28 protein-coding genes are annotated in these 26,506 nt (G+C 52.0%); 7 read left to right on the forward strand and 21 right to left on the reverse strand.

What is annotated here, in order from left to right:
- The first annotated feature begins 3 nt into the window (after window positions 1–3).
- Both A9587_RS05830 and A9587_RS05835 read left to right on the forward strand, forming a co-directional pair.
- Complete coding sequence (locus tag A9587_RS05830) at window positions 4–510, forward strand: fimbrial protein (protein ID WP_038354433.1); 507 nt, start codon at window positions 4–6, stop codon at window positions 508–510.
- 15 nt (window positions 511–525) lie between these two features.
- Window positions 526–1,038, forward strand: coding sequence for a fimbrial protein (locus A9587_RS05835; protein WP_038354434.1), 513 nt, complete (start codon window positions 526–528; stop codon window positions 1,036–1,038).
- Window positions 1,039–1,107: 69 nt separating this feature from the next.
- Here the strand turns inward: A9587_RS05835 and fabF are convergent, their stop codons facing one another.
- The 8 genes from fabF to yceD form a co-directional block, all read right to left on the reverse strand.
- Window positions 1,108–2,349: a beta-ketoacyl-ACP synthase II gene (fabF, locus tag A9587_RS05840; protein WP_000044680.1), complete on the reverse strand. Its 1,242-nt coding sequence runs from the start codon at window positions 2,347–2,349 to the stop codon at window positions 1,108–1,110.
- 87 nt (window positions 2,350–2,436) lie between these two features.
- Window positions 2,437–2,673 (reverse strand): acyl carrier protein, encoded by a 237-nt coding sequence (gene acpP / locus A9587_RS05845; protein ID WP_000103754.1) that lies wholly within the window; start codon window positions 2,671–2,673, stop codon window positions 2,437–2,439.
- Window positions 2,674–2,883: 210 nt separating this feature from the next.
- On the reverse strand, window positions 2,884–3,618 hold the full coding sequence (gene fabG, locus A9587_RS05850; RefSeq protein ID WP_001008542.1) for a 3-oxoacyl-ACP reductase FabG: 735 nt from the start codon (window positions 3,616–3,618) through the stop codon (window positions 2,884–2,886).
- A gap of 12 nt (window positions 3,619–3,630) precedes the next feature.
- Complete coding sequence (gene fabD / locus A9587_RS05855; protein ID WP_001516187.1) at window positions 3,631–4,560, reverse strand: ACP S-malonyltransferase; 930 nt, start codon at window positions 4,558–4,560, stop codon at window positions 3,631–3,633.
- Between the two features lie 15 nt (window positions 4,561–4,575).
- Window positions 4,576–5,529 (reverse strand): beta-ketoacyl-ACP synthase III, encoded by a 954-nt coding sequence (gene fabH, locus A9587_RS05860; protein WP_000288127.1) that lies wholly within the window; start codon window positions 5,527–5,529, stop codon window positions 4,576–4,578.
- Window positions 5,530–5,596: 67 nt separating this feature from the next.
- Complete coding sequence (gene plsX / locus A9587_RS05865) at window positions 5,597–6,667, reverse strand: phosphate acyltransferase PlsX (protein WP_000197582.1); 1,071 nt, start codon at window positions 6,665–6,667, stop codon at window positions 5,597–5,599.
- An 80-nt stretch (window positions 6,668–6,747) separates the two neighbouring features.
- A complete protein-coding gene (gene rpmF / locus A9587_RS05870; RefSeq protein ID WP_000290727.1) occupies window positions 6,748–6,921 on the reverse strand; it encodes a 50S ribosomal protein L32 in 174 nt (57 codons plus the stop codon).
- Between the two features lie 51 nt (window positions 6,922–6,972).
- Window positions 6,973–7,494: a 23S rRNA accumulation protein YceD gene (gene yceD / locus A9587_RS05875; RefSeq protein WP_001174477.1), complete on the reverse strand. Its 522-nt coding sequence runs from the start codon at window positions 7,492–7,494 to the stop codon at window positions 6,973–6,975.
- A 198-nt stretch (window positions 7,495–7,692) separates the two neighbouring features.
- On the opposite strand from yceD, the gene yceF reads away from it, so the two are divergent.
- Window positions 7,693–8,277 carry a 7-methyl-GTP pyrophosphatase gene (gene yceF, locus A9587_RS05880; protein WP_001516185.1) on the forward strand — a complete coding sequence of 195 codons (585 nt, stop codon included), beginning with the start codon at window positions 7,693–7,695 and terminating at the stop codon, window positions 8,275–8,277.
- A gap of 111 nt (window positions 8,278–8,388) precedes the next feature.
- Here yceF and rluC read toward each other — a convergent pair whose 3' ends face one another.
- The gene (gene rluC, locus A9587_RS05885) at window positions 8,389–9,348 is read right to left on the reverse strand and encodes a 23S rRNA pseudouridine(955/2504/2580) synthase RluC (protein ID WP_024191859.1); all 960 of its coding nucleotides are present in this window, start codon (window positions 9,346–9,348) and stop codon (window positions 8,389–8,391) included.
- A gap of 572 nt (window positions 9,349–9,920) precedes the next feature.
- Between rluC and rne the strand changes: the two genes are divergently transcribed.
- Window positions 9,921–13,100 carry a ribonuclease E gene (rne, locus tag A9587_RS05895; protein WP_105263262.1) on the forward strand — a complete coding sequence of 1,060 codons (3,180 nt, stop codon included), beginning with the start codon at window positions 9,921–9,923 and terminating at the stop codon, window positions 13,098–13,100.
- A 195-nt stretch (window positions 13,101–13,295) separates the two neighbouring features.
- Here rne and flgL read toward each other — a convergent pair whose 3' ends face one another.
- From flgL to flgB, 11 genes are all read right to left on the reverse strand, one after another.
- Window positions 13,296–14,249 (reverse strand): flagellar hook-associated protein FlgL, encoded by a 954-nt coding sequence (gene flgL, locus A9587_RS05900; protein ID WP_001212793.1) that lies wholly within the window; start codon window positions 14,247–14,249, stop codon window positions 13,296–13,298.
- Between the two features lie 12 nt (window positions 14,250–14,261).
- Window positions 14,262–15,905: a flagellar hook-associated protein FlgK gene (gene flgK, locus A9587_RS05905; RefSeq protein ID WP_016242625.1), complete on the reverse strand. Its 1,644-nt coding sequence runs from the start codon at window positions 15,903–15,905 to the stop codon at window positions 14,262–14,264.
- A gap of 65 nt (window positions 15,906–15,970) precedes the next feature.
- Window positions 15,971–16,912, reverse strand: coding sequence for a flagellar assembly peptidoglycan hydrolase FlgJ (gene flgJ, locus A9587_RS05910; RefSeq protein ID WP_105263261.1), 942 nt, complete (start codon window positions 16,910–16,912; stop codon window positions 15,971–15,973).
- Window positions 16,912–18,009: a flagellar basal body P-ring protein FlgI gene (flgI, locus tag A9587_RS05915; RefSeq protein WP_001516179.1), complete on the reverse strand. Its 1,098-nt coding sequence runs from the start codon at window positions 18,007–18,009 to the stop codon at window positions 16,912–16,914. The genes flgJ and flgI overlap by 1 nt, the downstream gene beginning before the upstream one ends.
- 11 nt (window positions 18,010–18,020) lie before the next feature.
- Window positions 18,021–18,719: a flagellar basal body L-ring protein FlgH gene (flgH, locus tag A9587_RS05920; RefSeq protein ID WP_016248589.1), complete on the reverse strand. Its 699-nt coding sequence runs from the start codon at window positions 18,717–18,719 to the stop codon at window positions 18,021–18,023.
- 52 nt (window positions 18,720–18,771) lie between these two features.
- Window positions 18,772–19,554 (reverse strand): flagellar basal-body rod protein FlgG, encoded by a 783-nt coding sequence (flgG, locus tag A9587_RS05925; RefSeq protein ID WP_000625823.1) that lies wholly within the window; start codon window positions 19,552–19,554, stop codon window positions 18,772–18,774.
- Between the two features lie 171 nt (window positions 19,555–19,725).
- Window positions 19,726–20,481, reverse strand: coding sequence for a flagellar basal-body rod protein FlgF (gene flgF, locus A9587_RS05930; RefSeq protein ID WP_000349270.1), 756 nt, complete (start codon window positions 20,479–20,481; stop codon window positions 19,726–19,728).
- A gap of 19 nt (window positions 20,482–20,500) precedes the next feature.
- Window positions 20,501–21,706, reverse strand: coding sequence for a flagellar hook protein FlgE (gene flgE / locus A9587_RS05935; protein ID WP_000885838.1), 1,206 nt, complete (start codon window positions 21,704–21,706; stop codon window positions 20,501–20,503).
- A gap of 24 nt (window positions 21,707–21,730) precedes the next feature.
- Window positions 21,731–22,426 carry a flagellar hook assembly protein FlgD gene (gene flgD, locus A9587_RS05940; RefSeq protein WP_000020468.1) on the reverse strand — a complete coding sequence of 232 codons (696 nt, stop codon included), beginning with the start codon at window positions 22,424–22,426 and terminating at the stop codon, window positions 21,731–21,733.
- 11 nt (window positions 22,427–22,437) lie between these two features.
- Window positions 22,438–22,842 (reverse strand): flagellar basal body rod protein FlgC, encoded by a 405-nt coding sequence (gene flgC, locus A9587_RS05945; protein WP_001196470.1) that lies wholly within the window; start codon window positions 22,840–22,842, stop codon window positions 22,438–22,440.
- A 3-nt stretch (window positions 22,843–22,845) separates the two neighbouring features.
- Window positions 22,846–23,262, reverse strand: coding sequence for a flagellar basal body rod protein FlgB (gene flgB / locus A9587_RS05950; protein ID WP_000884689.1), 417 nt, complete (start codon window positions 23,260–23,262; stop codon window positions 22,846–22,848).
- A gap of 153 nt (window positions 23,263–23,415) precedes the next feature.
- Between flgB and flgA the strand changes: the two genes are divergently transcribed.
- The 3 genes from flgA (at window position 23,416) to flgN (ending at window position 24,864) form a co-directional block, all read left to right on the forward strand.
- Window positions 23,416–24,075, forward strand: a complete 660-nt coding sequence (gene flgA / locus A9587_RS05955; RefSeq protein ID WP_001166613.1) for a flagellar basal body P-ring formation chaperone FlgA — start codon at window positions 23,416–23,418, stop codon at window positions 24,073–24,075.
- 74 nt (window positions 24,076–24,149) lie between these two features.
- Window positions 24,150–24,443: a flagellar biosynthesis anti-sigma factor FlgM gene (gene flgM, locus A9587_RS05960; RefSeq protein WP_000020864.1), complete on the forward strand. Its 294-nt coding sequence runs from the start codon at window positions 24,150–24,152 to the stop codon at window positions 24,441–24,443.
- Window positions 24,444–24,447: 4 nt separating this feature from the next.
- Window positions 24,448–24,864, forward strand: a complete 417-nt coding sequence (flgN, locus tag A9587_RS05965; protein ID WP_105263260.1) for a flagella biosynthesis chaperone FlgN — start codon at window positions 24,448–24,450, stop codon at window positions 24,862–24,864.
- Between the two features lie 39 nt (window positions 24,865–24,903).
- On the opposite strand, the gene murJ is transcribed toward flgN, so the two are convergent.
- The gene (murJ, locus tag A9587_RS05970) at window positions 24,904–26,439 is read right to left on the reverse strand and encodes a murein biosynthesis integral membrane protein MurJ (RefSeq protein WP_001050690.1); all 1,536 of its coding nucleotides are present in this window, start codon (window positions 26,437–26,439) and stop codon (window positions 24,904–24,906) included.
- Window positions 26,440–26,506: the final 67 nt, after the last annotated feature.

A 26,506-nucleotide genomic window follows, 5' to 3' on the forward strand; every position in this document is an offset into this window, starting at 1 on the left:
ATTATGGATAAAAAAATTGGTATAATAGCAGCTGCGTTAGTAAGTTTATTTTCTATCAACAGTTATGCTGTCGATATTAATATCACAGGGTTAGTCATCGCTTCGCCATGCATTGTGAATGGCAATAATCCGTCATTAGACGTTAATCTGGGTAATGATATTTTAGCCGATAGTCTGTCCACAGCGGGTAGTGCTACAAGCTGGAAAGATTTCACCCTTTCCCTGACTAACTGCCCTGCCTCCACCACCTCTTTTAGCGTGGCTTTTTCCGGCACAACTGATACCGATACCGATTACTATAAAAATACTGGTGGTGCAACCAATCTAAAACTGGAGCTTACAAATCAGGCTGGCGATGTGTCATTTAAAAACGGTGCGTCTCTGCAAAATGTCATTATCCCTGGTACTCACACTTACGATTTGAAGATGCGCTCTCGCGCGGTCTCCAAAGGCAACGTGATGCCTGGTTCTATTCAAGGTCAGGTTCAGGCAACCTTTACCTACCAGTAAATGCAGGAAGGCATCATGACGCGACAGGTTCTCAAATACATTCCCGCACTGGTATGCATGTGGGTTACCGGGGCACCCGCTGCAGATATTAATCTCAGTGGAACGGTAGTAGCGGCGGCCTGTACCGTTGATACGAATACCAAAGCGCAGACAGTGACGTTTCAACAGGCGCGCGCCGTAGATTATAAAACGGTAGGCAGTACCAGTGAATGGCAGGATTTCCAACTGTCGCTTTCCGGCTGCCCTGCTTCTACTACGCAGGTTACAGCATCATTCAGTGGCGATGCAGATACTGTAGATCCAACGAAATTTAGCAACAGTCTGGGAAATGCCACAGGGATGGCGTTGCAGATAATGACGCGCGACCATTTGACTGAAATCCAGCCGCTGGGCGCATTGACCGTAGGCGTTAACAGCACACAGAATAGCGTGATATTTCCACTCTCTGCCCGCTTGTACACTCCTACTGGCGTAGTAACGGCAGGTGAGTTTAAAACGGTTGTGCAGTTTTCTTTTACCTACCAGTAAATCTATCGGAAGACAAAAAAAAAAGCGGAGCGCCTGAGCGTTCCGCTTTTTTATTTGCTTCGCGAATCTTTAAACGCGTTTAAAGATCAACGAACCGTTAGTGCCACCGAAGCCGAAGGAGTTACACAGGGTGTACTCCATTCCGCTTACCTGGCGCGCTTCATGCGGCACAAAATCCAGGTCGCAGCCTTCATCCGGGTTATCCAGGTTGATGGTCGGCGGAACAGCCTGATCGCGCAGGGCCAGGATGGAGTAGATAGACTCTACTGCACCCGCTGCACCTAACAGGTGACCAGTCATGGATTTCGTGGAACTTACCAGCACACGGCTTGCAGCTTCACCGAAGATGGTTTTCACTGCCTGCGCTTCGGCCTTATCGCCTGCTGGCGTTGAAGTACCGTGCGCGTTAACGTAGCCAATCTGGCTCGCTTCAATGCCTGCATCACGCAAAGCATTCGCCATTGCCAGTGCTGCGCCTGCGCCATTTTCCGGCGGCGACGTCATATGGTAGGCATCGCTGCTCATACCAAAGCCGACAAGTTCAGCGTAAATTTTCGCACCGCGTTTTTTTGCGTGTTCGTACTCTTCGAGCACCAGCATACCGGCGCCATCGCCCAGTACGAAACCATCACGCTCTTTATCCCACGGGCGGCTGGCCGCTTGCGGGTTATCATTGCGGGTAGATAATGCACGTGCCGCGCCGAAACCACCAACGCCCAGCGGCGTACTGGCTTTCTCTGCGCCACCTGCAACCATCACGTCAGCATCGCCATACGCGATAATACGCGCAGCATGGCCAATGTTATGCACGCCAGACGTACAGGCGGTCGCGATAGAGATGCTTGGGCCACGCAGGCCATACATGATAGTCAGGTGACCTGCCACCATGTTCACAATCGTTGACGGAACGAAGAATGGGCTGATCTTACGTGGACCACCGTTCATCAGAGATGTGTGGTTTTCTTCGATCAGTCCGAGGCCGCCAATCCCGGAGCCAATTGCGGCACCAATGCGGGTTGCGTTCTCTTCCGTTATTTCAAGGCCAGAATCCTGCATGGCCTGAACGCCAGCGACAATTCCATATTGAATGAAGGCATCCATCTTGCGCTGTTCTTTGCGCGAGATAATGTCCTCACAGTTAAAATCCTTTACTAAGCCAGCAAATTTCGTTGCATAGGCGCTAGTATCGAAATGGTCGATTAGGCTGATGCCACTCTGACCGGCAAGCAGAGCTTTCCAGGTAGACTCTACGGTATTGCCGACAGGAGACAACATGCCCAGTCCGGTCACAACTACACGACGCTTAGACACGTTTGTCCTCCAGGGAGGGAAAAAATGATTCTAGTGGGACAAAAAGATAAAACTCAGGCGGTCGAACGACCGCCTGGAGATGTTCACTTACGCCTGGTGGCCGTTGATGTAATCAATGGCAGCCTGAACGGTGGTGATTTTCTCAGCTTCTTCGTCCGGAATCTCAGTATCAAACTCTTCTTCCAGAGCCATTACCAGCTCAACGGTGTCAAGAGAATCCGCGCCCAGGTCTTCAACGAAAGAAGCATTGTTGGTAACTTCTTCCTGCTTAACGCCCAGCTGTTCGCCGATAATTTTCTTAACGCGTTCTTCGATAGTGCTCATACTCTTAAATTTCCTATCAAAACTCGCTTTCGCGATGGTTTTCGTAGTGTATAAAATGTTGAAAAATTTGCAACTAAATCCCGGCAGGTCTTACCACGATTTTACGCTATTTTGAGGCCATACCCCCCAACAACGCAAATCATTTTGCACTAATTATTACTCATAACCACGCAGACTGCGCGCAACATGAGCATTTTGTGCAATTCGCGGTCAGACCATGTACATCCCGCCGTTCACATGCAAAGTTTCACCCGTGATGTAAGCTGCTTCGTCGGATGCCAGGAATGCAACCGCGTTGGCGATTTCCTGTGCGCCGCCAAGGCGACCCGCAGGAACCTGCGCCAGGATACCCGCACGCTGGTCATCGCTCAGCGCACGTGTCATGTCCGTTTCAATAAAGCCCGGAGCAACAACGTTTACAGTAATACCGCGTGACGCAACTTCGCGCGCCAGTGATTTACTGAAGCCGATCAAGCCCGCTTTCGCCGCAGCGTAGTTGGCCTGACCGCCATTTCCCATGGTACCAACCACAGAACCGATAGTGATAATACGACCATGACGCTTTTTCATCATAGCGCGCATTACCGCTTTTGACAGACGGAAAACAGATGAAAGGTTGGTTTCGATAATATCGTTCCACTCATCATCTTTCATTCGCATTAACAGGTTATCACGAGTGATACCGGCATTATTGACCAGGATATCGACTTCACCAAATTCTGCGCGAATTTTTTCCAGAACAGATTCGATAGATGCCGGGTCGGTCACATTCAACATCAGACCTTTACCGTTAGCACCTAAATAATCACTGATCGCCTGAGCGCCGCTTTCACTGGTCGCAGTGCCGATAACTTTCGCACCACGGGCTGCGAGCGTTTCAGCAATTGCGCGGCCAATCCCACGGCTTGCACCGGTTACCAGTGCGATTTTTCCTTCAAAATTCATGATTTTCCTCTTTTAAAGCTCGAGCGCCGCTGCCATCGCTGAAGGTTCATTCAGCGCCGAGGCGGTCAGGGTGTCGACAATGCGTTTTGTCAGGCCAGTAAGCACTTTGCCCGGGCCGACTTCATAAAGATGTTCTACGCCTTGCGTTGCCATGTATTCAACGGACTTCGTCCACTGAACTGGGTTATAAAGCTGGCGCACCAGGGCATCACGGATGGCATCACCATTGGTTTCGCATTTCACATCAACGTTGTTCACAACCGGAACGGTTGGGGCGTTAAAAGTGATTTTTGCTAATTCAACAGCCAGCTTGTCGGCAGCCGGTTTCATCAACGCACAATGAGACGGAACGCTCACTGGCAACGGCAACGCACGTTTTGCGCCAGCAGCTTTACAGGCAGCACCTGCACGCTCAACCGCTTCTTTATGACCGGCAATAACCACTTGGCCCGGAGAGTTGAAGTTTACCGGAGAAACCACCTGGCCTTCCGCTGCTTCTTCACAAGCCTTAGCAATAGACGCATCATCCAGACCGATGATTGCCGCCATTGCGCCAGTCCCTTCCGGTACAGCTTCCTGCATGAACTTGCCGCGCATCTCAACCAGACGCACCGCATCAGCAAAATCAATCACACCAGCACAAACCAGCGCGGAGTATTCGCCCAGGCTGTGACCAGCCATCATTGCTGGAGCTTTGCCGCCTTGCTGCTGCCATACGCGATACAGCGCAACAGATGCAGCTAACAGTGCTGGCTGGGTTTGCCAGGTTTTATTCAGTTCTTCGGCTGGCCCCTGCTGGGTCAGCGCCCACAGGTCGTAGCCCAGCGCTGCAGAAGCTTCAGCAAACGTTTCTTCAACAATGGGATAGCTCGCCGCCATATCAGCCAGCATTCCAACGGTTTGAGAACCCTGTCCAGGGAACACAAATGCAAATTGCGTCATCTTTAAATCCTTATCCTAGAAACGAACCAGCGCGGAGCCCCAGGTAAACCCACCGCCAAAGGCTTCAAGCAGGACCAACTGACCAGGCTTAATACGCCCATCGCGTACCGCTTCATCAAGTGCACAAGGCACAGAAGCAGCAGAGGTATTACCATGGCGATCCAGGGTCACGACGACATTGTCCATCGACATGCCGAGTTTTTTCGCCGTTGCGCTGATAATACGCAGGTTCGCCTGATGCGGAACCAGCCAGTCCAGTTGAGAACGGTCAAGATTATTCGCCGCCAGCGTCTCATCAACGATGTGCGCAAGCTCAGTTACCGCGACCTTGAAGACTTCGTTGCCTGCCATAGTCAGATGAATTGAATTCTCTGGATTCACACGGTCAGCGTTAGGCAGCGTCAGCAATTCACCATAGCTGCCGTCGGCATGCAGATGGGTGGAGATAATTCCTGGCTCTTCAGAGGCGGCCAGCACCGCAGCGCCCGCACCATCACCAAAAATGATAATGGTCCCGCGATCTGTTGGATCGCAGGTGCGCGCCAGTACATCGGAACCGACGACCAGAGCATACTTCACCGCACCAGATTTCACATATTGATCAGCTACGCTCAGGGCGTAGGTGAAACCTGCACAGGCTGCGGCAACGTCAAACGCCGGGCAACCTTTAATGCCCAACATGCTTTGAATCTGACATGCTGCGCTCGGGAAGGCGTGCGTGGCAGAAGTCGTTGCCACAACAATCAGGCCAATCTGGTCTTTGTCGATACCCGCCATTTCAATTGCACGTGTCGCCGCTTCGAAGCCCATGGTAGAAACGGTTTCGTTTGGTGCAGCAATATGACGTTCACGGATGCCAGTACGAGTAACAATCCACTCGTCAGAGGTATCCACCATTTTTTCCAGATCGGCGTTTGTCCGCACTTGTTCGGGCAGATAGCTGCCAGTACCAATAATCTTCGTATACATGTACGCTCAGTCACTTTTCGGTTATATACCGTCACTTGCAAACTGCGAGTTCGCTGGCAGCGTCCTGCTACCGCAGAGTTCCGCTTTTGCCACCGTCCAGCAGCTCAAAACCAGCTGGGTATACAGATTTCAGGCGAGCGGCAATTCGCTGAGGAACTTGTCGCTGCACCGCCTGCACTGCCTGTTCAATCGCGACCGCAAAAGCTCGCTGATTGGCCGCACCATGACTTTTTATCACCGTGCCGCGCAATCCTAACAGACAGGCGCCGTTATACTGGTCGGGGTTGAGGTGACTGAATCGCCTCGTCAGGCTCTTTTGTAGCCAACGCTTTAATAACAGTAGCCACCACGACCGTTTTTTCCCTTCTCCCTGGGATTTCAGCAGAGAAAGGAACATCCTGACAACACCTTCCATCGTCTTTAATGTGACATTTCCTGTAAAACCGTCACAGACCAACACATCTGTCTTGCCAGTTAATAACTCATTGGCTTCAAGATAGCCGATATAATTGACAGAAGGGATTGTTTTAAGCACAGCTGAGGCGTCCCGAATACTGTCGAGACCCTTTACTTCTTCTTCACCAATATTGAGCAACGCCACGCGAGGGTTAGGGATTTCCACCACCTCTTCTGCCAAAACAGAGCCCATAATGGCGAATTGCACCAACATTGTGCTATCACAATCGACGTTGGCCCCTAAATCGAGAACCACCGTTTTGCCCTTTTGCTGATGCGGTAACACCGTCACCAACGCCGGACGCTCAATCCCCTCCAGGGGTTTGAGCAATAATTTTGCCAGTCCCATCAGCGCCCCGGTATTACCGGCACTGACACAGGCCTGCGCTCGCCCCTCTTTCACCAGTTCCAAAGCCACGCGCATTGAGCTACCACGACTGCCGCGGATAGCTTGCGAAGGCCGGGCATCACTGGCGATAACTGACTGCGCAGGGATAATCTGCAAACGCGAACGTTGTTCGAAGTCAGCTTTAGCAAGTAATGGCGTGATGGCGTCGGGATTACCGACTAAAAGAAGAGTGAGTTGCGAATTAGAGTTCAGTGCCTGCAAAGCTGCAGGCACTGTCACAGAAGGGCCAAAATCGCCCCCCATGACATCTAACGCCAGGGTTAGACGTGTCAAGGTATCGTCGCCGCCCGGTTTGGTCTTTCCCCAGTTACCTGGGGAAAATCCTCACTAAGCTTCATCACGCAGACGCGTGATTACTTAGCGATGACCTTGCGGCCGCGGTAGTAACCGTCGGCAGTGATGTGGTGACGCAGGTGTTTTTCACCAGAAGTTTTGTCTACAGACAGGCTGGTGACTGCGGTCAGCGCGTCATGGGAACGACGCATGCCACGTTTGGAACGGGTTGGTTTATTCTGTTGTACGGCCATGGACCTTACTCCTCAATTACGGTTTATCCCCGATCCAACGGGGAGCACCAATTACTTACGCTTTAAGCTGGCTAATACGGCAAATGGGTTTGGTTTTTGCGCTTCATCAGGCAATTCACCAAAGACCATGTCCGCTTCGGACACTTCACAGTGTTCAGAATCATGCACCGGAACTACCGGCAAGGCGAGGATGATTTCATCTTCAACCATTGCAAGCAGATCGATTTCACCGAATTCGTTAACCTCAATCGGTTCATACGTTTCCGGCAGTGCTTCAGCCTGTTCGTCTGAACGCACAGGACTAAAACAATACGTTGTGTAGACCTGATGAGAAAACGGCTTCCCGCAACGCTGACACTCGAGCGTTACCGTCACCTTCGCATCGCCGTTTAACACTGCGAGACGTTGGTTATCGATAGCGAACGACATGGAGCATTCCACATCACTGTCCACACTGACTACAGATTCAGCGACGCGCTCAACCTGATCAGGAGTATAAATACCCTGGTAATCAAGGCGTTTTTGAGCCGTACGAACCGGATCGAGAGTCAGGGGTAATTTTACCTTTTGCATAGGGCGCGCATATTAACTTTGTAACGTCATAGAGTCAAAGAAAAAGGCAGCCTGTGGTTGCCTTTTGCCAATAATTCGCACACATTGCGGGTTACTGCTTTATTTTCGTTCAGTGCTGACAACGAACATCAACCTGCAAAACGAAGCGCATAGTTTAAAATGGCTATCATCAATACGCTATATCTGATGGAAAAAAATATGTCTAAACTTATTTTAGCCTCCACCTCGCCCTGGCGCCGCGCTCTACTTGAAAAACTGCAAATCTCTTTCGAATGTGCCGCGCCGGAGGTCGACGAAACCCCGCATAGCGATGAATCACCTCGCCAACTGGTGCTTCGACTGGCGCAAGAAAAAGCGCAATCCTTAGCATCACGTTATCCAGACCATTTAATTATTGGTTCTGACCAGGTGTGTGTTCTTGATGGTGAAATCACCGGTAAACCGTTAACGGAAGAAAATGCGCGCCTGCAATTACGCAAAGCCAGCGGCAATATTGTCACCTTTTATACCGGGCTGGCATTGTATAATTCCGCCAACGGACATCTGCAAACAGAAGTGGAACCATTTGACGTCCATTTCCGTCATCTGAGCGAGGCGGAGATTGATAATTACGTGCGTAAGGAGCATCCCCTGCACTGTGCAGGTAGCTTTAAGAGTGAAGGCTTTGGCATTACGCTATTCGAGCGTTTAGAAGGGCGTGACCCTAACACGCTGGTTGGTTTGCCGCTTATTGCGCTCTGTCAGATGTTACGTCGGGAAGGGAAAAACCCGCTGATGGGATAATTTTATGGGCCGGACGCGTTTACGCCGCATCCGGCAATTGGTGCTGACTGCCTGATGCGGCGTAAACGCCTTATCAGGCCTACCGCCTACTATCTGATTTATATGCTCGCATTAACGCGTATTACGCAGTTTCTGCAAACAACGCTTCAAACCATCATCCATCGGCGCTTCGATACGCATCACCTCACCCGTTCCCGGATGGGTAAACTTCAACGCCGCGGCGTGCAGGAATAAACGATTTAATCCCGTTCCCGCTTCAGTGAGTTGTTTATCAAATTCGCGGTCGCCGTAACGATCATCAAAGGCAATCGGATGACCAGCGTATTGCGTATGCACACGGATCTGGTGTGTACGACCGGTCACCGGGCTACAACGCACCAGCGTGGCAAACGCATAGCGTTCTTCCACTTTGAAGCGCGTTTCTGACGGCTTACCCTCCTGGCTCACACGCACAATACGCTCACCGCTTTGCAGAATGTTTTTCAGCAACGGCGCTTGCACGCTTTTCACGTGTGACTGCCACTGACCGCGCACCAGCGCCAGGTAATCTTTTTGCATACCTTTTTCACGTAATTGCTCATGTAGAGAACGTAACGCCGAGCGTTTTTTCGCTACCAGCAGTACACCAGAGGTGTCCCGGTCGAGCCGATGCACCAGTTCAAGGAACCGCGCTTCGGGGCGCAACGCCCTCAGTCCTTCAATAACGCCGAAACTTAAACCACTGCCGCCATGTACTGCTGTGCCAGACGGTTTATTCAACACCAGGATATGATCATCTTCATATAAGATGACATCCGCCAGCGCAGCGACTTTTTGCAGATGCGGCGAAACCGCGTCTTCTTCCCGTTCAGCAACGCGAACCGGCGGAATACGCACTTCATCGCCAGCTTCGAGTTTATATTCAGGCTTAATACGTTTTTTGTTCACCCGTACTTCGCCTTTACGCAAAATACGGTAGATCATACTTTTTGGTACGCCTTTCAATTGGGTACGCAAAAAGTTGTCGATACGTTGCCCCGCTTCATCAGCGGTAATAGCAACAATTTTTACGGATGGAGTCTCTGTTTTCATGGTGGGCGATTCTAAATAGCCAGCAGGATTCGCGCCACTCATTTTTCTATGCTTATATTTAGTTCTGCACCTTATTACTTCCCAGCGCAATCACTTAATTGCTGGTTATTAAACCAATCACCAGCAAGAAGTGAAAAAACTGTGAGTAAGTGGGTGATAAATGGTAAAAGTCATCTTGCTATAACAAGGCTTGCAGTGGAATAATGAGAACGTTTCCGTGTCCAACCTTGTTAAAACAAGAAATTTTACGGAATAACCCATTTTGCCCGACCGATCATCAACGCAGCAATGGCGTAAGACGTATTGATCTTTCAGGCAGTTAGCGGGCTGCGGGTTGCAGTCCTTACCGGTAGATGGAAATATTTCTGGAGAGTAATACCCAGTCTGTTTCTCTGATAATTGCGCTGTTTTTCCGCATGAAAAACGGGCAACCGACACTCTGCGCCTCTTTGAGCTGACGATAACCGTGAGGTTGGCGACGCGACTAGACACGAGGCCATCGGTTCACACCCGGAAAGGCGTTACTTTGCCCGCAGCTTAGTCGTCAATGTAAGAATAATGAGTAAGTTACGATGAAAAGAATGTTAATCAACGCAACTCAGCAGGAAGAGTTGCGCGTTGCCCTTGTAGATGGGCAGCGTCTGTATGATCTGGATATCGAAAGTCCAGGGCATGAACAGAAAAAGGCGAACATCTACAAAGGTAAAATCACCCGCATTGAACCGAGTCTGGAAGCTGCTTTTGTTGATTACGGCGCTGAACGTCACGGTTTCCTCCCACTAAAAGAAATTGCCCGCGAATATTTCCCTGCTAACTACAGTGCTCATGGCCGCCCCAACATTAAAGATGTGTTGCGTGAAGGTCAGGAGGTCATTGTTCAGATCGATAAAGAAGAGCGCGGTAACAAAGGCGCAGCACTGACCACCTTTATCAGCCTGGCGGGTAGCTATCTGGTTCTGATGCCGAACAACCCGCGCGCGGGTGGCATTTCTCGCCGTATCGAAGGCGACGACCGTACCGAATTAAAAGAAGCACTGGCAAGCCTTGAACTGCCTGAAGGCATGGGGCTTATCGTGCGTACTGCTGGCGTCGGCAAATCTGCCGAGGCGCTCCAGTGGGATCTGAGCTTCCGTCTGAAACACTGGGAAGCGATCAAAAAAGCCGCTGAAAGCCGCCCTGCTCCGTTCCTGATTCACCAGGAAAGCAACGTTATCGTTCGCGCTTTCCGCGACTACCTGCGTCAGGACATAGGTGAAATCCTTATTGATAACCCGAAAGTGCTCGAACTGGCGCGTCAGCATATCGCCGCGTTGGGCCGCCCGGATTTCAGCAGCAAAATCAAACTGTACACGGGTGAAATTCCACTGTTCAGCCACTACCAGATTGAATCGCAGATCGAGTCCGCTTTCCAGCGTGAAGTTCGTCTGCCGTCCGGTGGTTCTATTGTTATCGACAGCACCGAAGCGTTAACCGCCATCGACATCAACTCCGCACGCGCAACCCGCGGCGGTGATATCGAAGAAACCGCGTTTAACACTAACCTGGAAGCTGCTGATGAGATTGCTCGTCAGTTGCGTCTGCGTGACCTCGGCGGCCTGATTGTTATCGACTTTATTGACATGACGCCAGTACGCCACCAGCGTGCGGTAGAAAACCGTCTGCGTGAAGCGGTGCGTCAGGATCGTGCGCGTATTCAAATCAGCCATATTTCTCGCTTCGGCCTGCTCGAGATGTCCCGTCAGCGCCTTAGCCCATCGCTGGGTGAATCCAGCCATCACGTCTGCCCGCGTTGCTCCGGTACTGGCACCGTGCGTGACAACGAATCCCTGTCGCTCTCTATTCTGCGTCTGATTGAAGAAGAAGCCCTGAAAGAGAACACTCAGGAAGTCCACGCTATTGTTCCTGTCCCCATTGCTTCTTACCTGCTGAACGAAAAACGTTCTGCGGTGAATGCAATTGAAACCCGTCAGGACGGCGTGCGCTGCGTGATTGTACCAAACGATCAGATGGAAACTCCGCACTACCACGTGCTGCGCGTGCGTAAAGGAGAAGAGACGCCGACCTTAAGCTACATGCTGCCAAAACTGCATGAAGAAGCGATGGCATTACCTTCTGAGGAAGAATTCCCTGAACGTAAACGCCCGGAACAACCTGCACTGGCAACCTTCGCCATGCCGGATGTTCCACCAGCGCCAACCCCGGCTGAAACTGTAGCACCGGCAGCAACCCCAGCACCGAAAGCTGCGCCGACAACGCCTGCTGCTCCAGCACAACCAGGCCTGTTGAGCCGTCTTTTCAACGCACTGAAATCGTTGTTCAGCGGCGGCGAAGAAACCAAACCGGCCGAGCAACCCGCGTCGAAAGCAGAAGCAAAACCGGAGCGCCAACAGGATCGCCGTAAGCCTCGCCAGAACAACCGCCGTGACCGTAATGAACGCCGCGATACACGTAGTGAGCGTACAGAGGGCAGCGATAATCGCGAAGAAAACCGTCGTAATCGTCGCCAGGCACAGCAGCAGACTGCCGAGGCTCGTGAGAACCGTCAGCAGACCGATGTAACTGAAAAAGCACGCACCACTGACGAGCAGCAAGCACCGCGTCGTGAACGTAGCCGTCGCCGTAACGACGATAAACGTCAGGTGCAACAAGAAGCTAAAGCGCTGAATGTTGAAGAGCCATCTGTTCAGGAAACCGACCAGGAAGAACGTGTACGTCCGGTTCAACCACGTCGTAAACAGCGTCAACTGAACCAAAAAGTGCGTTACGAGCAAAGCGTTGCTGAAGAAGTTGTAGTCGCACCGGTGGTTGAAGAAACCGTCGCTGCCGAGCCTGTTATGCAGGAAACGCCTGCCCAGCGAACTGAACTGGTAAAAGTTCCGCTGCCTGTGGTTGCGCAAACTGCGCCGGAACAGCAAGAAGAGAACAATGCCGATAACCGTGACAACGGTGGCATGCCACGTCGTTCTCGTCGTTCGCCTCGTCACCTGCGCGTAAGTGGCCAGCGTCGTCGCCGCTATCGTGACGAGCGTTATCCGGTTCAGTCACCAATGCCGTTAACTGTAGCGTGCGCATCTCCGGAACTGGCCTCTGGCAAAGTCTGGATCCGCTACCCGGTTGTACGTCCGCAAGATGTACAGGTTGAAGAACAACGCGAGCAGGAAGAAGTACAGGTTCAGCCGATGGTGACTGAAGTCCCTGTCACCGCCGCTGTGGAGCCAGTCATTGCCGCGCCGGTTGTTGAAGAAGTAACTGAAGTCGTAGAAGCACCTGTTCAGGTTGCCGAACCGCAAGTGGTTGAAACGACGCATCCTGAAGTGATTGCCGCTGCAGTAACTGAACAGCCGCAGGTGATTGCCGGAGCTGATGTTGCCGTAGCGCAGGAAGTTGCAGAGCACGCAGAACCAGTGGTTGAACCGCAGGAAGAGACGGCTGATATTGAAGAAGTTGCCGAAACTGCCGAGGTTGTGATTGCCGAACCTGAAGTCGTTGCTCAACCTGCCGCGCCTGTGGTCGCTGAAGTTGCAGCAGAGGTTGAAACAGTAGCCCCTGTTGAAGCCGAGGTAGTCGTAGAGCATAACCACGCTACCGCGCCGATGACACGTGCTCCGGCACCGGAATATGTTCCGGAAGCGCCGCGCCACAGTGATTGGCAGCGTCCAGCCTTTGCCTTCGAAGGTAAAGGTGCCGCAGGTGGTCATACGGCGACGCATCATGCCTCTGCCGCCCCTGCGCGTCCGCAACCTGTTGAGTAATCATTAACTCAAAGCGATCAAGCCCTGGCAACCGCCGGGGCTTTTTTTATTTCAGTTATGAATCAATATATTCAACTTCACCCAATGGTATTCTTGCCAGCCACACTCAAAAATAAGGCAAAAAAATGCCCGCTCAGGCGATCCCAGAGCGGGCAGACAAAACATACCCAGTTTCATGATATGTTTGAAAAGTGCTTATTTATTGAGCTGAAAAAGCGATAATCCTTGCATATCAGTAAACGCTTTGTACGACGCCTGCAACGCCGTTTGCTGCATGATGTAAGATGAAATCGTCGCGTTCCAGTCCACATCAACCAAATCACTCATCTGCTGCGTCTGACCTAAAGCGCGATCGCTACCTAATGAATCCAGCGACTCCAGTTCGTTCAACTGTGTGCCTAATTCCGCACGTACGGTGAGCACATTATTCAGCGAGTTTTTCAGGCCACGGTTAGTTTTATCTAATGCCGCAGCAGCGGTTTCTTTATCCGCTTCACTATCTGCAACCGGTGTTTTCAGCGCAGCGATGGCGCTATCCAGCATAGCAAAAAGGCTGGTTTCAGAATCGCTACCATCTGGTTCCGCTACCGCATTACTGGTAATGCTATTAAAAATTTTGTCGCCGGTATGCCCTATCACCATCGAACGCGAAGCATCAACCTGTTGCTTAATACTTTCAGTTCCGCCGACATATTCACCTTTCGCTTCGCTAAACGGTGCGGATTCGGTTTTATAACCAGCAAAAATGTAGCGCCCGTTACCGTCAGTGGTATTCGCCAGATTCAACAACTGGTCGCGGAGTCCCTGAATATCCGTGGCTAACGATGCCCGATCATCGTCACTTAACGTGCCGTTGCTGGCGTAGACAATTTTTTCCTGGGCGTTCTGGATTGCCGTAGTAACCTGGCTAAGCACACTCTCTTCCAGCGACACTTTTTGCGTCGCGAAAGTACGCGCCAGCGTGTACTGACTGTTTTGCGCCTGCGCTTGTGAGAGCACGACAGCTTGTGATGCAGCAATGGGATCGTCAGAAGGGTTAACAACTCGCTTACCCGTCGACATCTGTTCGCCATACTTCATCCATTCCGCCTGGGAACTGGTGATACCGCGCATATTTTGCTGGTACATCATCTGGGTACTGAAACGCATTTTTTCTCTCCCTTAGCGAATGTTAATAAGCGCATCGAAAATGGCGTTCGCCGTCTGCAGAACCTGCGCATTCGCCAGGTAGTACTGCTGAAAACGTTGCAAGTTGCCGTACTCTTCATCAAGGTTGACGCCGGAAATAGATTGCTGCTGATTAGAGAGTTGCGTCACCACATTACCTTGCGTCGTACTGCTGGTTTTCAACGTAGCAGTTTTATTGCCGATATCACTCACTAACGAGGCATAGGCGTCGTTGAAGGATTTCGCCCCGCCCACCGTTTTACTGTTGCTTTGCAAATCCAGCAGCGCCTGACCATTACGGTTATCGCTCTCACCAGCGGTTTTATCGCTCGCCATGGCGATTTTCGCTTCGTCGGTGATTAAAACGTCCATGTTGACGATGGCATCGCTTACCGGTTTCAACGTGAAGCTGTCATTAGCATCTGGTGTGCCGATAAACGTCAACTCCAGACCGTCAAACGAAACTTTACCGTCGGCATCTGGCGTCACCGTAAAAGTAGTATTGCTGGCAAGGCGGGTGACCTGCCACTGATTATTGTTGAAAGAGATTTTGTAATCTGTTGCCAGCACCGCGGAGCCGTCGGTCACCGTGGCGCTGATCGCGCTACTACCCTGGTTTTTAGTATTCTCCAGCACAGCCGGTTTCCCGATGGCAAAAAAATCTTTCCCTGTATCGCCATTGGCATCAAACCCGTCTTTGTGTTGAGTATTGAAAGCCCCGGCAAATGCCAGCGCCAGTTGTCCGAGCGTATTGCGCGTCTGGTCGAGATCCTGAGAACGGAATGTCAGAAGGCCGCCCAGCGACCCGGTATTCAGTAATTTCTCCGGGATCTCGATATTGCCCACAGTACTATCAACATAAGCGACTGTCGTGCGGGAAGGATCGGCGCTGGACGGTACTGCCGCCAACTGACGCGCCGTGCTGCCCTGAACCAGTGAGTAACCATTGGCCATCGTGATGTTGTAAGTGCCGCCATCCTGAACGCTGACTTCTACACCAACGATCTGGTTTAATTCGCTCACCAGTTGATCACGTTGATCCAGCAGTTCGTTAGGTGACGCCCCTGCCCCCACACCTGTCAGGCGTGAGATTTGATCGTTCAGACTGGCGATTTGTTTAGCATAATTGTTGATCTGGTCAACGCTGGCACCTATCGCGATATTGACCTGTTTATCCTGGTCGCGCAGATACTGATCGGTGGTTTTAAACTGGTTTACCAGCCCTTCTGCTTTACCGATAAGCGCCTGACGTGCCGCCGGATCTTCCGCGTTACTGACCAGTGTTTGCAGACTGGTGAAGAAATCCTGCATCTGTGTTGCCAGCGAGGTCGTGCTGCCAGAGAGCATATTGTCGATTTTCGACATCTGTTCATAGCGGGAAGTCAGACCGCTACTCTGGGTTTGCGCCGCACGTAACTGGTTGGTAATAAACGCATCATACTCACGTTGCACACCGGATACGTAGACACCATTGCCAACCCAACCACCTGCACCCAGAGTGCTGTTGGCCTGCGCCATAATGGTGGTTTGGCGGGTATATCCGGCAACGTTATAGCTGGAAATATTATTACTCGCCGTATTTAACGCTGCCTGCGCCGCGTTAAGTCCGCTCATGGCGTTATTGATCAAGCTGGACATGGAGGTTCCTTATAAGCCTTCAATTACAGAGCATTATCGGCAGACACCCGCCGGACTTGAGTTCTTCAGAACAGATTATCGATACTCATGTTGTAAGTTTTGCTCACTTTGTCGCTTACCGATTTCATCTGCTGAATCATATGGGTTAGTTTGCGGGCATAATGAGGATCGGTCGCATATCCCGCGTCCTGTAATGCCTGCGCCCCCTGCTCAGCGCTTTTGGCATTCGTCACGGCGGCGTAACGCGGATTACGTGTTAATAGACCGACATAATCTGAAAGCGCTTCAAGATATGAGCTGTAAACCCGGAACTTCGCCTTTACTTTCTTCGCTTCGCCATTTTCATATTCGGTGGTGGTAATTTCAGTGATCGGCCCTTTCCAATTGCCGGAGGCTTTGACGCCAAACAGGTTATAGCTTGGCTCACCATTTTCACGACGGATTTGCCGTTGTCCCCAGCCTGATTCCAGCGCCGCCTGGGCAAGGATCAGATGATGCGGCACACCACTTTGCTGGCTTGCCCGTTGGGCGGGAAGCGAGAGTTGCGCGAGGAACGCTTTGCTGTCACCAGGTAGCGAATCATCGTAGTTACGTGGTACGGCTTTTTGCACCAGTTGCGAGATCGCCTGGTTTTGGTAACGCATCACAGTTTCAAGCGGGAATTTCATCGGTGCCGCTGGCGTTGCTTCATCTGGCAACGGCTGCTCTGGTGTCATCTGTTTAACCATCATCTCCGCCAGCCCCAGACCTTTGCCTGCTGTCATCTGTTGGGCAATCTGCTGGTCATACATACTGGTGTAGAGTCGGGTATGCTCGCTGCTGAACAGGCCATCTTTCGGTAAGGCTTCACGCATACTTTTCAGCATCATCTGCACGAACATCCCTTCTACCTGACGAGCCACCGGGCGAATATTTGCCGCCGGATCTTCACCCACTTTCGCTTTCAGGTCATTAAGCGATTGTGCATCCCAGGCGGCACTGGCCAGCAGTTTGCTGTCGCTAATCATCAAATGATTTCCAGTTTTGCCCGCAGACATCCCGCGCTTTGCATCGATTGCAGTATGGACATCAGATCCATCGGCGTAGCCCCCAATGCATTGAGCGCGCGCACTACGTTATTGAGGCTGGCGCTTGAACGCACGCTTTGCAGCGAACCACCGCTCTGACGTAAGTCGATCTGCGTTTGTGGGGTTACCACGGTTTCTCCACCACCAAACGGCGTATCTGGCTGGCTGACATTCACCTGCCGATTCACCGTAACCGAGAGGTTGCCCTGTGCCACCGCGCAGCTATCGAGGGTCACTTCACGATTCATCACCACTGAACCGGTACGCGAGTTAATAATCACTTTGGCGTCCTGCGGAGTGACATTGACCTGCATGTTCTGGATATCGGCAAGGAAACGCACCTGGGAACTGTTGCCACTCGGCACGCGTACCTGAATAGTTCGCGCATCTAACGCCGTCGCGTTGCCGTATCCGCGTGTGCGGTTGATGGTATCGGCAATTTCCTGCGCCAGGGTGAAATCTTCCTCATTTAGCTGCAAATTGAAGGTATTGCCAGCACCAAACTGGCTGGGCAATTCGCGCTCAATAATTGCACCATTGGTGATCCGTCCGCCATTCAATTGGTTAACCTGAACACTGCTGCCCCCCGCCGATGCGCCTGCGCCGCCGACCAGAATATTGCCCTGCGCCAGCGCATACACCTGGCTATCGACACCCTTAAGCGGTGTCATCAGCAGCGTACCGCCACGCAGACTTTTGGCGTTACCCATCGACGACACCACGACATCAATGGTTTGCCCCTGGCGTCCAAAAGGCGGAAGTGACGCCGTCACCATTACCGCAGCGACGTTTTTTAACTGCATATTGGTGCCTGTCGGAACGGTAATTCCCAACTGCGAGAGCATGTTATTTAGCGTTTGCGTGGTAAACGGCGTCTGGGTCGTCTGGTCACCCGTACCATCCAGGCCAACTACCAACCCATAACCAATCAGCGAGTTTTGCCGTACGCCCTGAACGCTGGTGAGATCGCGAATACGGTCGGCCTGCGCCACGACCGCAACCAGTAGAAGAATGAATGCAGAGAGAAATTTAATCACCACAGCCTCACTTACATTGGCGACAGGTTAAGGAAGAAACGCTGTAACCAGCCCATATTTTGTGCTTCGTTAATGTAGCCATTGCCAACGTACTCAATGCGCGCATCCGCCACCTGGGTAGACGGTACGGTGTTGCTACCACTGATAGTGCGTGGATTGACCACGCCGGAGAAGCGAATAAATTCGGTGCCCTGATTAATGGCGATCTGTTTTTCACCCACCACATGCAGGTTACCGTTTACCAGCACTTGATCGACCGTCACCGTCAACGTGCCGCTGAAGGTATTGCTGGCATTGGCTCCACCTTTCCCGTTAAAGCTATTGCCGCCAGAGGCATCGACATCAGCGCGGGCATTACCAAACAGCCCCTGCAAATAGCGCGGCACAGTATCAAAGCCAAAATTGGTTTTACCGTCGCGGCTGGCATTAGCGGAAGAACTCTTGCTGGCACTGACGTTTTCCTGCAACACAATGGTCAGCGTATCGCCAATATTACGTGGGCGGCGATCTTCAAACAGCGGTTGATAGCCATAGTTAATCGGCTGAGCAGACTGGAATATGGAACCGTTGGCGACGGGTGTCGGACCAGGAACCGGCTGTGCAGTAGTCGCCCCCTGTACCAACGGCGTGGAGGGTATCCAGGCACAGCCGGTCAGTGAAAACACCAACAAGCTGGAAATGGCGTAAATGCGCGCAGCGTTTTTTTGCATGGCTATCATCTTTAAAAATCAGTAAACCGGTGAACCAGCCACCGGTTATGCCTTAGAGTTGCGTCAGTTTTTGCAGCATCTGATCAGTGGTAGATACCGCTTTACTGTTGATTTCGTAGGCACGTTGTACCTGAATCATGTTGACCAGTTCTTCCGCCACGTTGACGTTAGATGTTTCAACATACCCTTGATACAGCAGCCCCGCGCCGTTCAGACCCGGTGTACTTTCGTTCGGTGCGCCGGAGGATTGCGTTTCGGTGTAGAGGTTTTCGCCAATGCTCTCCAGCCCAGTGTCGTTCATAAAGGTAGTGAGATTAAGCTGCCCAACCTGAACCGGAGCCGCCTGGCCTTGCTGGGTTACGCTGACCACGCCATCACGACCGATGGTGATGCTTAACGCATTCGCTGGAATGGTGATCGCAGGCTGTACCTGAAAACCACCCGCCGTCACCAACTGCCCGTTCTGATCCACCTGGAAAGAGCCGTCGCGGGTGTAGGCCGATGAGCCATCCGGCAGCATGATCTGGAAAAAACCCTGCCCTTTAATCGCCACATCTTTGCTGTTATTGGTTTGCGACAGGTTGCCCTGACTGTGTAGGCGTTCAGTGGCAACCGGACGCACACCAGTACCGATTTGTAACCCGGACGGCAAGGTGGTTTGTTCGGAAGACTGCGCTCCAGGCTGGCGAATGGTTTGATAAAGCAGATCTTCAAACACCGCCCGCTGACGCTTGAAACCGTTGGTACTGACGTTTGCCAGGTTGTTGGCAATGACGTCCATATTGGTTTGCTGGGCGTCGAGGCCGGTTTTGGCGATCCATAATGAACTGATCATAAAATGTCCTGTAGTGGAGTGCTGACCACGTGCATATGTCTTTTTACCGGATGCGGCGTAAACGCCTTATCCGGCCTACAAGATCTCGCAAATTCAATACATTGCGATGCAACTCGTAAGCCCGATAAAATTGCGCATCAGGTAACTTATGCTTGTCACTTATCCTTTCAATTAACTCATCGAAAGCAGTTGATTGGCACGGCCTGCGTTATCATCAACGCTGCTGATAACCTTCATCTGCATTTCAAAACGCCGCGCGCTGGCAATCATGTCGCTCATCGCCGCAACAGCATTGACATTACTGCCTTCCAGCACGCCCGACATCACCCGTAACGTCGGGTCTGCCTGAAGTTCCGCTCCACGTGTGGCCTGACTTTCAGCAGTCAAACGAAAAATGCCGTCATCGCCGCGCTGCACTTCACTGCCCGTAGCTTTCACCAGTTTCAGCCGCCCGACTGGAGCGACGGTATTTGCCGGATCGCCAGAATTCAGCGCCGAGATAGTACCATCGGCAGCAATAGTGATTTCCGCCCCTTCCGGCACAGCAATCGGCCCCGCCTCACCAATCACCGGATGCCCCTGAATCGTCAGTTGCCCGGTGGGATCAACCTGAATGCTGCCATTACGCGTATATCCTTCGCTACCGTCAGCGGTCTGCACGGCCAGCCAGCCGTCTTGCTGTAACGCAACATCCAGCGGACGTGAGGTGTAATCCATCTTGCCGGGCGTCATGTCTGCCCCTGGCGTAGATGCCGTCACCAGCGTGCGTGTAGGCAGCGAAAGTCCCTCTACCGGCACTGCACGTAAGGCGTTTATCTGCGCGCGAAAACCAGGTGTAGATGCATTCGCCAGATTACTGGCAGTTACCGCTTGCTGATTCAGCGTCTGGCTGGCGGCCCCCATCGCGGTATAGATTGCGTGATCCATTGAGCTATCCCGTCAGCGATTAGCGTAAGTTAACCAGCGTGTTGAGGATCTGGTCCTGGGTTTTGATAGTCTGGGCGTTGGACTGATAGTTACGCTGGGCGACAATCATATTGACCAGTTCTTTGCTGAGATCGACATTGGACGCTTCCAGCGCACCATTGGTCAGCGTGCCAAAATTGCCTGTTCCGGCAGTCCCCAACAGCGCCACGCCAGAAGATTGCGTCGCAGACCAGACATTATCGCCTTCGGACGCCAGTCCTTCGTTGTTAGCGAAGTTAGCCAGCACAATCTGCCCCAACAGTTGGGTTTGTTCGTTGGAATAGTTGCCGACTACCGTACCGTCATCGTTGATTTGGTAACTCACCAGATCGCCCGGTTTGTAGCCGTTCTGGGTGGTTGCCACGATGTTGTTCGCACCGGTGTTTTGTTGCATGGAGTTGAGGAAACTTAACGAGAATGAGGCGGGATCTGCACCGTTAATTGCACCGGTGGCAACTAACGCAGAAGCACCAGATGTCAGAGTTCCATTCGCATCAAACGCCAGTGTTGTTACTTGCTTAGCGATACTGGCTGCATCACTACTATCCTGGGTGTAAACATCCCAGTTATTATCCCCGGTCTTCACAAAGTAGACGCTCATGTCATGAGCATTCCCCTGGCTGTCAAATACCGTTACCGAACCTTTTTTGTTATAGCTATCCGCATCGCTGGCATCGAAAGTTTTGACTGTCGGAAGAGGATCACTGGAGTTAAGGTTGATCTGCATTGACGCCGTTGTCGTCGTTTTCGCCGCCATCAGGGTATTCGGAATCGAAATATTGCCTGGATTCGCCCCCTGCTGAATAGTCGGTGGTGTGCCGGTTGCCGGATACCCCGTTAACTGTAAACCTTGCATATTCACCAGATTACGGTTTTCATCGAGTTTAAATTGCCCGTTACGGCTGTAAAACACTGAGCCGTTACTGTCTACGAGGCGGAAGAAACCGTTCTGGCTGATGGCAACGTCAAGGCCACGTCCTGTATTCGTGGTCGTTCCATCGGTAAAATCCTGGGTAATGCCGGCAACTTTTACCCCCAGCCCCACTTTAGAACCCGCGAACATATCAGCAAAAGAAGCCGTACCGGATTTAAAACCATAGGTGGCGGAGTTGGCGATATTGTTGCCAATAACATCGAGGTTGGTGGCGGCTGCGTTTAATCCGCTAACCGCTTGAGAAAAGGCCATGACTGACTCCTGAAATGTGAAGGCTTAAATTATCTGCCGTACTTCGTCGAGAGTGGTGGTGCCGTAAGTGCCGAGATCCAGCGTATTACCGTTGTTACCGCGGATCACGCCCTGCACCAGAGCAAACTGCAGCGGTTGCGCAACTAACTGCGTACCACCGTTACTGGCGCTAATCGCCACGTTATAAGAACCATTCGGTGCGGTTGTGCCGTCAGTTAATGTGCCGTCCCAGGTGAAACTGTGGACTCCGGCGGTCAGTTCACCGATATCAATCGTGCGTACAACCGCGCCATTTTTATCAGTGATCGTGGCGGTGACTTTGTCTGCCGCCTGTTGCAGTTCAACACCAAACGGCGTGGTCGTGGTTACCGCCCCTTCTTCACTGCCAGTACCGGCAAGAATGGTGGTGCCGGGGATCATCACACCATGACCAATCAGGTTACTGGCCTGTAGCGACTGACTGTTGTCTATCTGTCCGGAAATCGAACCGAGTGTAGTATTGAGTTTTTCAATCCCGCTAACCGTGCTGATTTGCGCCAGTTGCGATGTCAACTCGTTGTTCTCCATCGGATTGGTCGGATCCTGATTTTTCAGTTGCGCCACCAGCAACGTCAGAAAACTGCTTTGCAAATCTGCAGCGTTACTGCCAGTGAGCGAACTACTGCTGGTAGTACTGACACCAGTGTTTGTCGGATCGGTAGTGGTTACCGCAATGGACATGGTTTTCTCCTTTATTGACCGAGCGTGAGGGTCTTCAGCATCATGCTTTTCACCGTGTTGAGGACTTCAACGTTGGCCTGATAACTGCGTGATGCCGACATGGTGTTAACCATCTCCCCAACCACATCCACGTTTGGCATTTTCACGTAACCCTTCGCGTCCGCCAGTGGATTTCCCGGCTCATATACCAGTTTGTCTGGCGCCTGGCTTTCAATCACGTCAGCCACTTTCACCCCACCTGTCGCGGTTCCCGGCGCGGCGTTCACCTGAAACACCACCTGTTTCGCCCGATAAGGTTGTCCGTCTGGCCCTGTCACGCTATCGGCATTCGCCAGATTACTGGCCGCTACGTTCAGACGCTGGGACTGGGCAGTTAACGCCGACCCGGCGATCTCAAAAATATTCAGCAGTGCCATCCGTTAATTTCCGCTCTGTAAAACGTTCATCATGCCTTTGATTTGCCCACTCAACGCGCTAAGGCTCATCTGATATTGCAGGCTGTTATCGGCAAACTGGGTGCGTTCGCGATCCATATCGACGGTATTGCCGTCCAGCGAAGGCTGATCCGGAATACGGTATTGCAGTTCTGCGGAAGGAGGCGTCAGCGCCTGCGCCGGAATGTGTTGCGTTGAGGTCATGGTCAGGGCCACCACACTGGTTTCATCCCGTCCACGCAGCATTACTTTTTTAAGTTCACTGGCAAAATCTATATCGCGCGCCTGATAACCAGGGGTATCGGCGTTGGCGATGTTTGCCGCCAGCACTTCCTGACGATGGGCGCGCAGATTGAGCGCCTCTTGTTGAAAACGTAAGGCGGCGTCGAGCTTATCGAGCATATCTCCTCCGCAGATATCAAAATTCTGCCGTCAGCTTAAAGGCTTTAGGCGCGCGTTATCGGCGGAATAAACGCAAAATGGGTCGCTATTTATGCCGTTGATGGTCACGCCGCGCGGGTACAATTTAGCCTGTAGAAATGGCTGGGGGCGGAAATGCAAATAATGAAGCATGGCGTGGTACTCATCGCGATACTGTTCAGCCCGCTGAGTACGGCTGGCGATTTCACATCACAATTGAAAACCTTTTTTGTGGTACAACTGGCGGGGTTGAGTGATGAGGTTCGTATCTCTATTCGCACGCCCCCCCATTTACTGCCTGCGTGTGAACAGCCATTGTTTTCCATCACCAGTAATTCCCGCCTGTGGGGCAATGTGAATGTGCTGGCACGCTGCGGCAACGACAAACGATATGTGCAAGTCAATGTGCAGGCCACCGGGAATTATGTCGTTGCCGCGATGCCCATTGTGCGGGGAGGAAAACTGGAATCTGCCAGCGTCAAACTGAAACGCGGACGGCTGGATACCTTACCGCCACGTACTGTACTGGATGTTAATCAACTGGTTGATGCAGTCAGTCTGCGCGATCTGACGCCCGGGCAGCCAATACAACTAACCATGCTGCGCCAGGCCTGGCGAGTAAAAGCCGGACAGCGTGTCAACGTGATCGCCAGTGGCGATGGTTTCAGCGCTAATGCTGAAGGTCAGGCGCTGAACAACGCGGCGGTTGCGCAAAATGCTCGTGTCCGCATGGTGTCGGGTCAGGTGGTCAGTGGTGTGGTGGATGCGGATGGGAATATTCTTATAAACCTGTAATCTGTTAAAGATTGACCGACTATTGCCGATAAATAAGCAACAAATGATAAAAGCGCCTCAATGAGGAATAAACCATGAGTATTGACCGCACCGCTCCCCTGAAGCCCATAAGCACCGTTCAGCCACGCGAAACCAGTGACACTCCGGTAGCCAATACCCGCTCGACAAAAACGACCGCCGCCGCCAGTACCAGTGTGACATTAAGCGATGCACAAGCAAAGCTGATGCAACCAGGCAGCAGTGATATCAATCTTGAGCGCGTAGAAGCGTTGAAACTGGCGATTCGTAACGGTGAACTAAAGATAGATGTCGGCAAAATTGCCGATGCACTGATCAGCGAAGTGCAACAAGACTTACTGAGTAAATAAACGTATGACGCGTCTTGCAGAGATCCTCGACCAGATGTCCGCAGTGCTTAACGAGCTTAAAACGGTGATGGAGCAAGAGCTGCAACATCTCTCTATGGGGCAGATCAACGGCAGTCAGTTACAACGGATTACAGAACAAAAAAGCTCACTGCTGGCGACGCTGGATTACCTCGAGCAGTTACGTCGGCAAATACCGGATGCCGCAAACAGCAACGATATCGCACAATGCTGGCAGGAAATTACCGTAAAAACGCAGCAACTGCGTCAGTTAAATCAACATAACGGCTGGCTACTGGAAGGACAGATTGAGCGCAATCAACAGGCGCTGGAAATGCTGAAACCACATCAGGAGCCGACGCTGTACGGGGCCAACGGTCAAACCTCAACGCCCCATCGCGGCGGTAAAAAGATATCTATCTGAAGATTTTCTCCGGCCTGCAATGCAGGCCGGGATTGGTTATTAAGCCGTCCGACGGGCAAACTCTTTGACTTTAAAGCCCAGCACCGCCAGCGCGGCAAAGTACGCCGCAATTCCCGCGACAACTACCGCCATCAAACGCAGTAAGCGCCAGGGCATAGTACCCAATGACCAGTCCGGCATGATGTGCAACATACCTAAAAGTACGCCAGACATCACCAGCACTGCTACCACCAGACGCAGCAGAAACGCAGTCCAACCGGGTTGCGGGGTAAAGATTTTCTGCTTACGCAACTGCCAGTAAAGCAGCGAGGCATTCAGGCAAGCTGCCAGACCAATGGAAAGCGACAGTCCGGCATGTTTCAACGGGCCGATAAACGCCAGGTTCATCAACTGCGTCAAAATCAGCGTGACGATGGCAATTTTCACCGGTGTTTTAATATCCTGGCGGGAATAAAAACCCGGAGCCAGCACTTTCACCACAATCAGGCCGATCAACCCCACTGAATAGGCAATCAATGCCCGCTGAGTCATCAGCGCATCAAAGGCGGTAAATTTACCGTACTGGAACAGCGAAACAGTTAATGGACCAGAGAGAATACCCAACGCTACCGCGCTCGGCAGCGCCAGCAGGAAACAAAGACGCAGGCCCCAGTCCATCAAGCGGTTGTATTCATCATGATTACCGCTGGCAAAACTTTTCGACAGCGACGGCAGCAAAATAGTCCCCAGCGCCACGCCCAGTACGCCAGACGGAAACTCCATTAAACGGTCGGCGTAGTACATCCACGACACGGAACCTGAGGCAAGAAACGAAGCAAAAATGGTGTTGATGATCAAGGAGATCTGACTAACAGAAACACCAAGGATTGCCGGGCCCATCTGTTTCACCACGCGCATTGCTCCTGCATCGTGAAAGTTAATGCGCGGCAGAACCAACATGCCGATCTTCTTCAGGTGCGGTAGCTGATACACCAGTTGCAGTATACCGCCCACCGTAACAGCCCACGCCAGCGCCAGCACCGGCGGATTAAAGTACGGTGCAGCAAACAGCGCAAAACCAATCATGCTGATGTTAAGTAACGTCGGGGCAAATGCCGGAATCGAGAAACGGTTCCAGGTATTCAAAATAGCCCCCACCAGCGATGCCAGGGAGATCAGCAAAATATAGGGAAAAGTGATCTGCAATAGCTGAGTGGTCAGCGCGAATTTGTCGGCGGTGTCAGCAAAGCCCGGCGCGGTCACCATTATCACCCACGGTGCGGCGAGCATCCCGGCAACGGTCACAACCGCCAGTGCCAGCGTCAGCAGGCCCGAGACATAAGAGACAAAGACCCGAGTTGCATCTTCACCTTGCTTGCTTTTATATTCCGCCAGAATCGGCACGAATGCCTGGGAGAATGCCCCTTCGGCAAAGATACGGCGCAACAAGTTAGGAAGTTTGAAAGCGACGAAAAAAGCGTCGGTTGCCATCCCTGCGCCAAAAATTCTGGCGACAATAGCGTCACGTGCAAAGCCAAGCACACGCGAAAACATGGTCATCGAGCTGACAGCGGCCAGCGATTTTAATAAATTCATTGGTGTTCTAATCCAGACCCACGAACAAAACGCCTGCAACGCAGGCGCTGAAAGAGGCGAATAGTCT

The organism is Escherichia sp. MOD1-EC6162 (assembly GCF_002965125.1).
GTDB lineage: Bacteria > Pseudomonadota > Gammaproteobacteria > Enterobacterales > Enterobacteriaceae > Escherichia > Escherichia marmotae.

Excerpts from the sequence above, each read along its gene's own strand:
- A9587_RS05830 (WP_038354433.1), top strand. The coding sequence starts at position 4 with ATGGATAAAAAAATTGGTATAATAGCAGCTGCGTTAGTAAGTTTATTT.
- A9587_RS05835 (WP_038354434.1), top strand. The coding sequence starts at position 526 with ATGACGCGACAGGTTCTCAAATACATTCCCGCACTGGTATGCATGTGG.
- acpP (WP_000103754.1), bottom strand. The coding sequence starts at position 2,673 with ATGAGCACTATCGAAGAACGCGTTAAGAAAATTATCGGCGAACAGCTG.
- fabG (WP_001008542.1), bottom strand. The coding sequence starts at position 3,618 with ATGAATTTTGAAGGAAAAATCGCACTGGTAACCGGTGCAAGCCGTGGG.
- fabD (WP_001516187.1), bottom strand. The coding sequence starts at position 4,560 with ATGACGCAATTTGCATTTGTGTTCCCTGGACAGGGTTCTCAAACCGTT.
- fabH (WP_000288127.1), bottom strand. The coding sequence starts at position 5,529 with ATGTATACGAAGATTATTGGTACTGGCAGCTATCTGCCCGAACAAGTG.
- rpmF (WP_000290727.1), bottom strand. The coding sequence starts at position 6,921 with ATGGCCGTACAACAGAATAAACCAACCCGTTCCAAACGTGGCATGCGT.
- yceD (WP_001174477.1), bottom strand. The coding sequence starts at position 7,494 with ATGCAAAAGGTAAAATTACCCCTGACTCTCGATCCGGTTCGTACGGCT.
- yceF (WP_001516185.1), top strand. The coding sequence starts at position 7,693 with ATGTCTAAACTTATTTTAGCCTCCACCTCGCCCTGGCGCCGCGCTCTA.
- rluC (WP_024191859.1), bottom strand. The coding sequence starts at position 9,348 with ATGAAAACAGAGACTCCATCCGTAAAAATTGTTGCTATTACCGCTGAT.
- rne (WP_105263262.1), top strand. The coding sequence starts at position 9,921 with ATGAAAAGAATGTTAATCAACGCAACTCAGCAGGAAGAGTTGCGCGTT.
- flgL (WP_001212793.1), bottom strand. The coding sequence starts at position 14,249 with ATGCGTTTCAGTACCCAGATGATGTACCAGCAAAATATGCGCGGTATC.
- flgK (WP_016242625.1), bottom strand. The coding sequence starts at position 15,905 with ATGTCCAGCTTGATCAATAACGCCATGAGCGGACTTAACGCGGCGCAG.
- flgJ (WP_105263261.1), bottom strand. The coding sequence starts at position 16,912 with ATGATTAGCGACAGCAAACTGCTGGCCAGTGCCGCCTGGGATGCACAA.
- flgH (WP_016248589.1), bottom strand. The coding sequence starts at position 18,719 with ATGCAAAAAAACGCTGCGCGCATTTACGCCATTTCCAGCTTGTTGGTG.
- flgG (WP_000625823.1), bottom strand. The coding sequence starts at position 19,554 with ATGATCAGTTCATTATGGATCGCCAAAACCGGCCTCGACGCCCAGCAA.
- flgF (WP_000349270.1), bottom strand. The coding sequence starts at position 20,481 with ATGGATCACGCAATCTATACCGCGATGGGGGCCGCCAGCCAGACGCTG.
- flgE (WP_000885838.1), bottom strand. The coding sequence starts at position 21,706 with ATGGCCTTTTCTCAAGCGGTTAGCGGATTAAACGCAGCCGCCACCAAC.
- flgD (WP_000020468.1), bottom strand. The coding sequence starts at position 22,426 with ATGTCCATTGCGGTAACCACTACCGATCCGACAAACACTGGTGTCAGT.
- flgC (WP_001196470.1), bottom strand. The coding sequence starts at position 22,842 with ATGGCACTGCTGAATATTTTTGAGATCGCCGGGTCGGCGTTAACTGCC.
- flgB (WP_000884689.1), bottom strand. The coding sequence starts at position 23,262 with ATGCTCGATAAGCTCGACGCCGCCTTACGTTTTCAACAAGAGGCGCTC.
- flgA (WP_001166613.1), top strand. The coding sequence starts at position 23,416 with ATGCAAATAATGAAGCATGGCGTGGTACTCATCGCGATACTGTTCAGC.
- flgM (WP_000020864.1), top strand. The coding sequence starts at position 24,150 with ATGAGTATTGACCGCACCGCTCCCCTGAAGCCCATAAGCACCGTTCAG.
- flgN (WP_105263260.1), top strand. The coding sequence starts at position 24,448 with ATGACGCGTCTTGCAGAGATCCTCGACCAGATGTCCGCAGTGCTTAAC.
- murJ (WP_001050690.1), bottom strand. The coding sequence starts at position 26,439 with ATGAATTTATTAAAATCGCTGGCCGCTGTCAGCTCGATGACCATGTTT.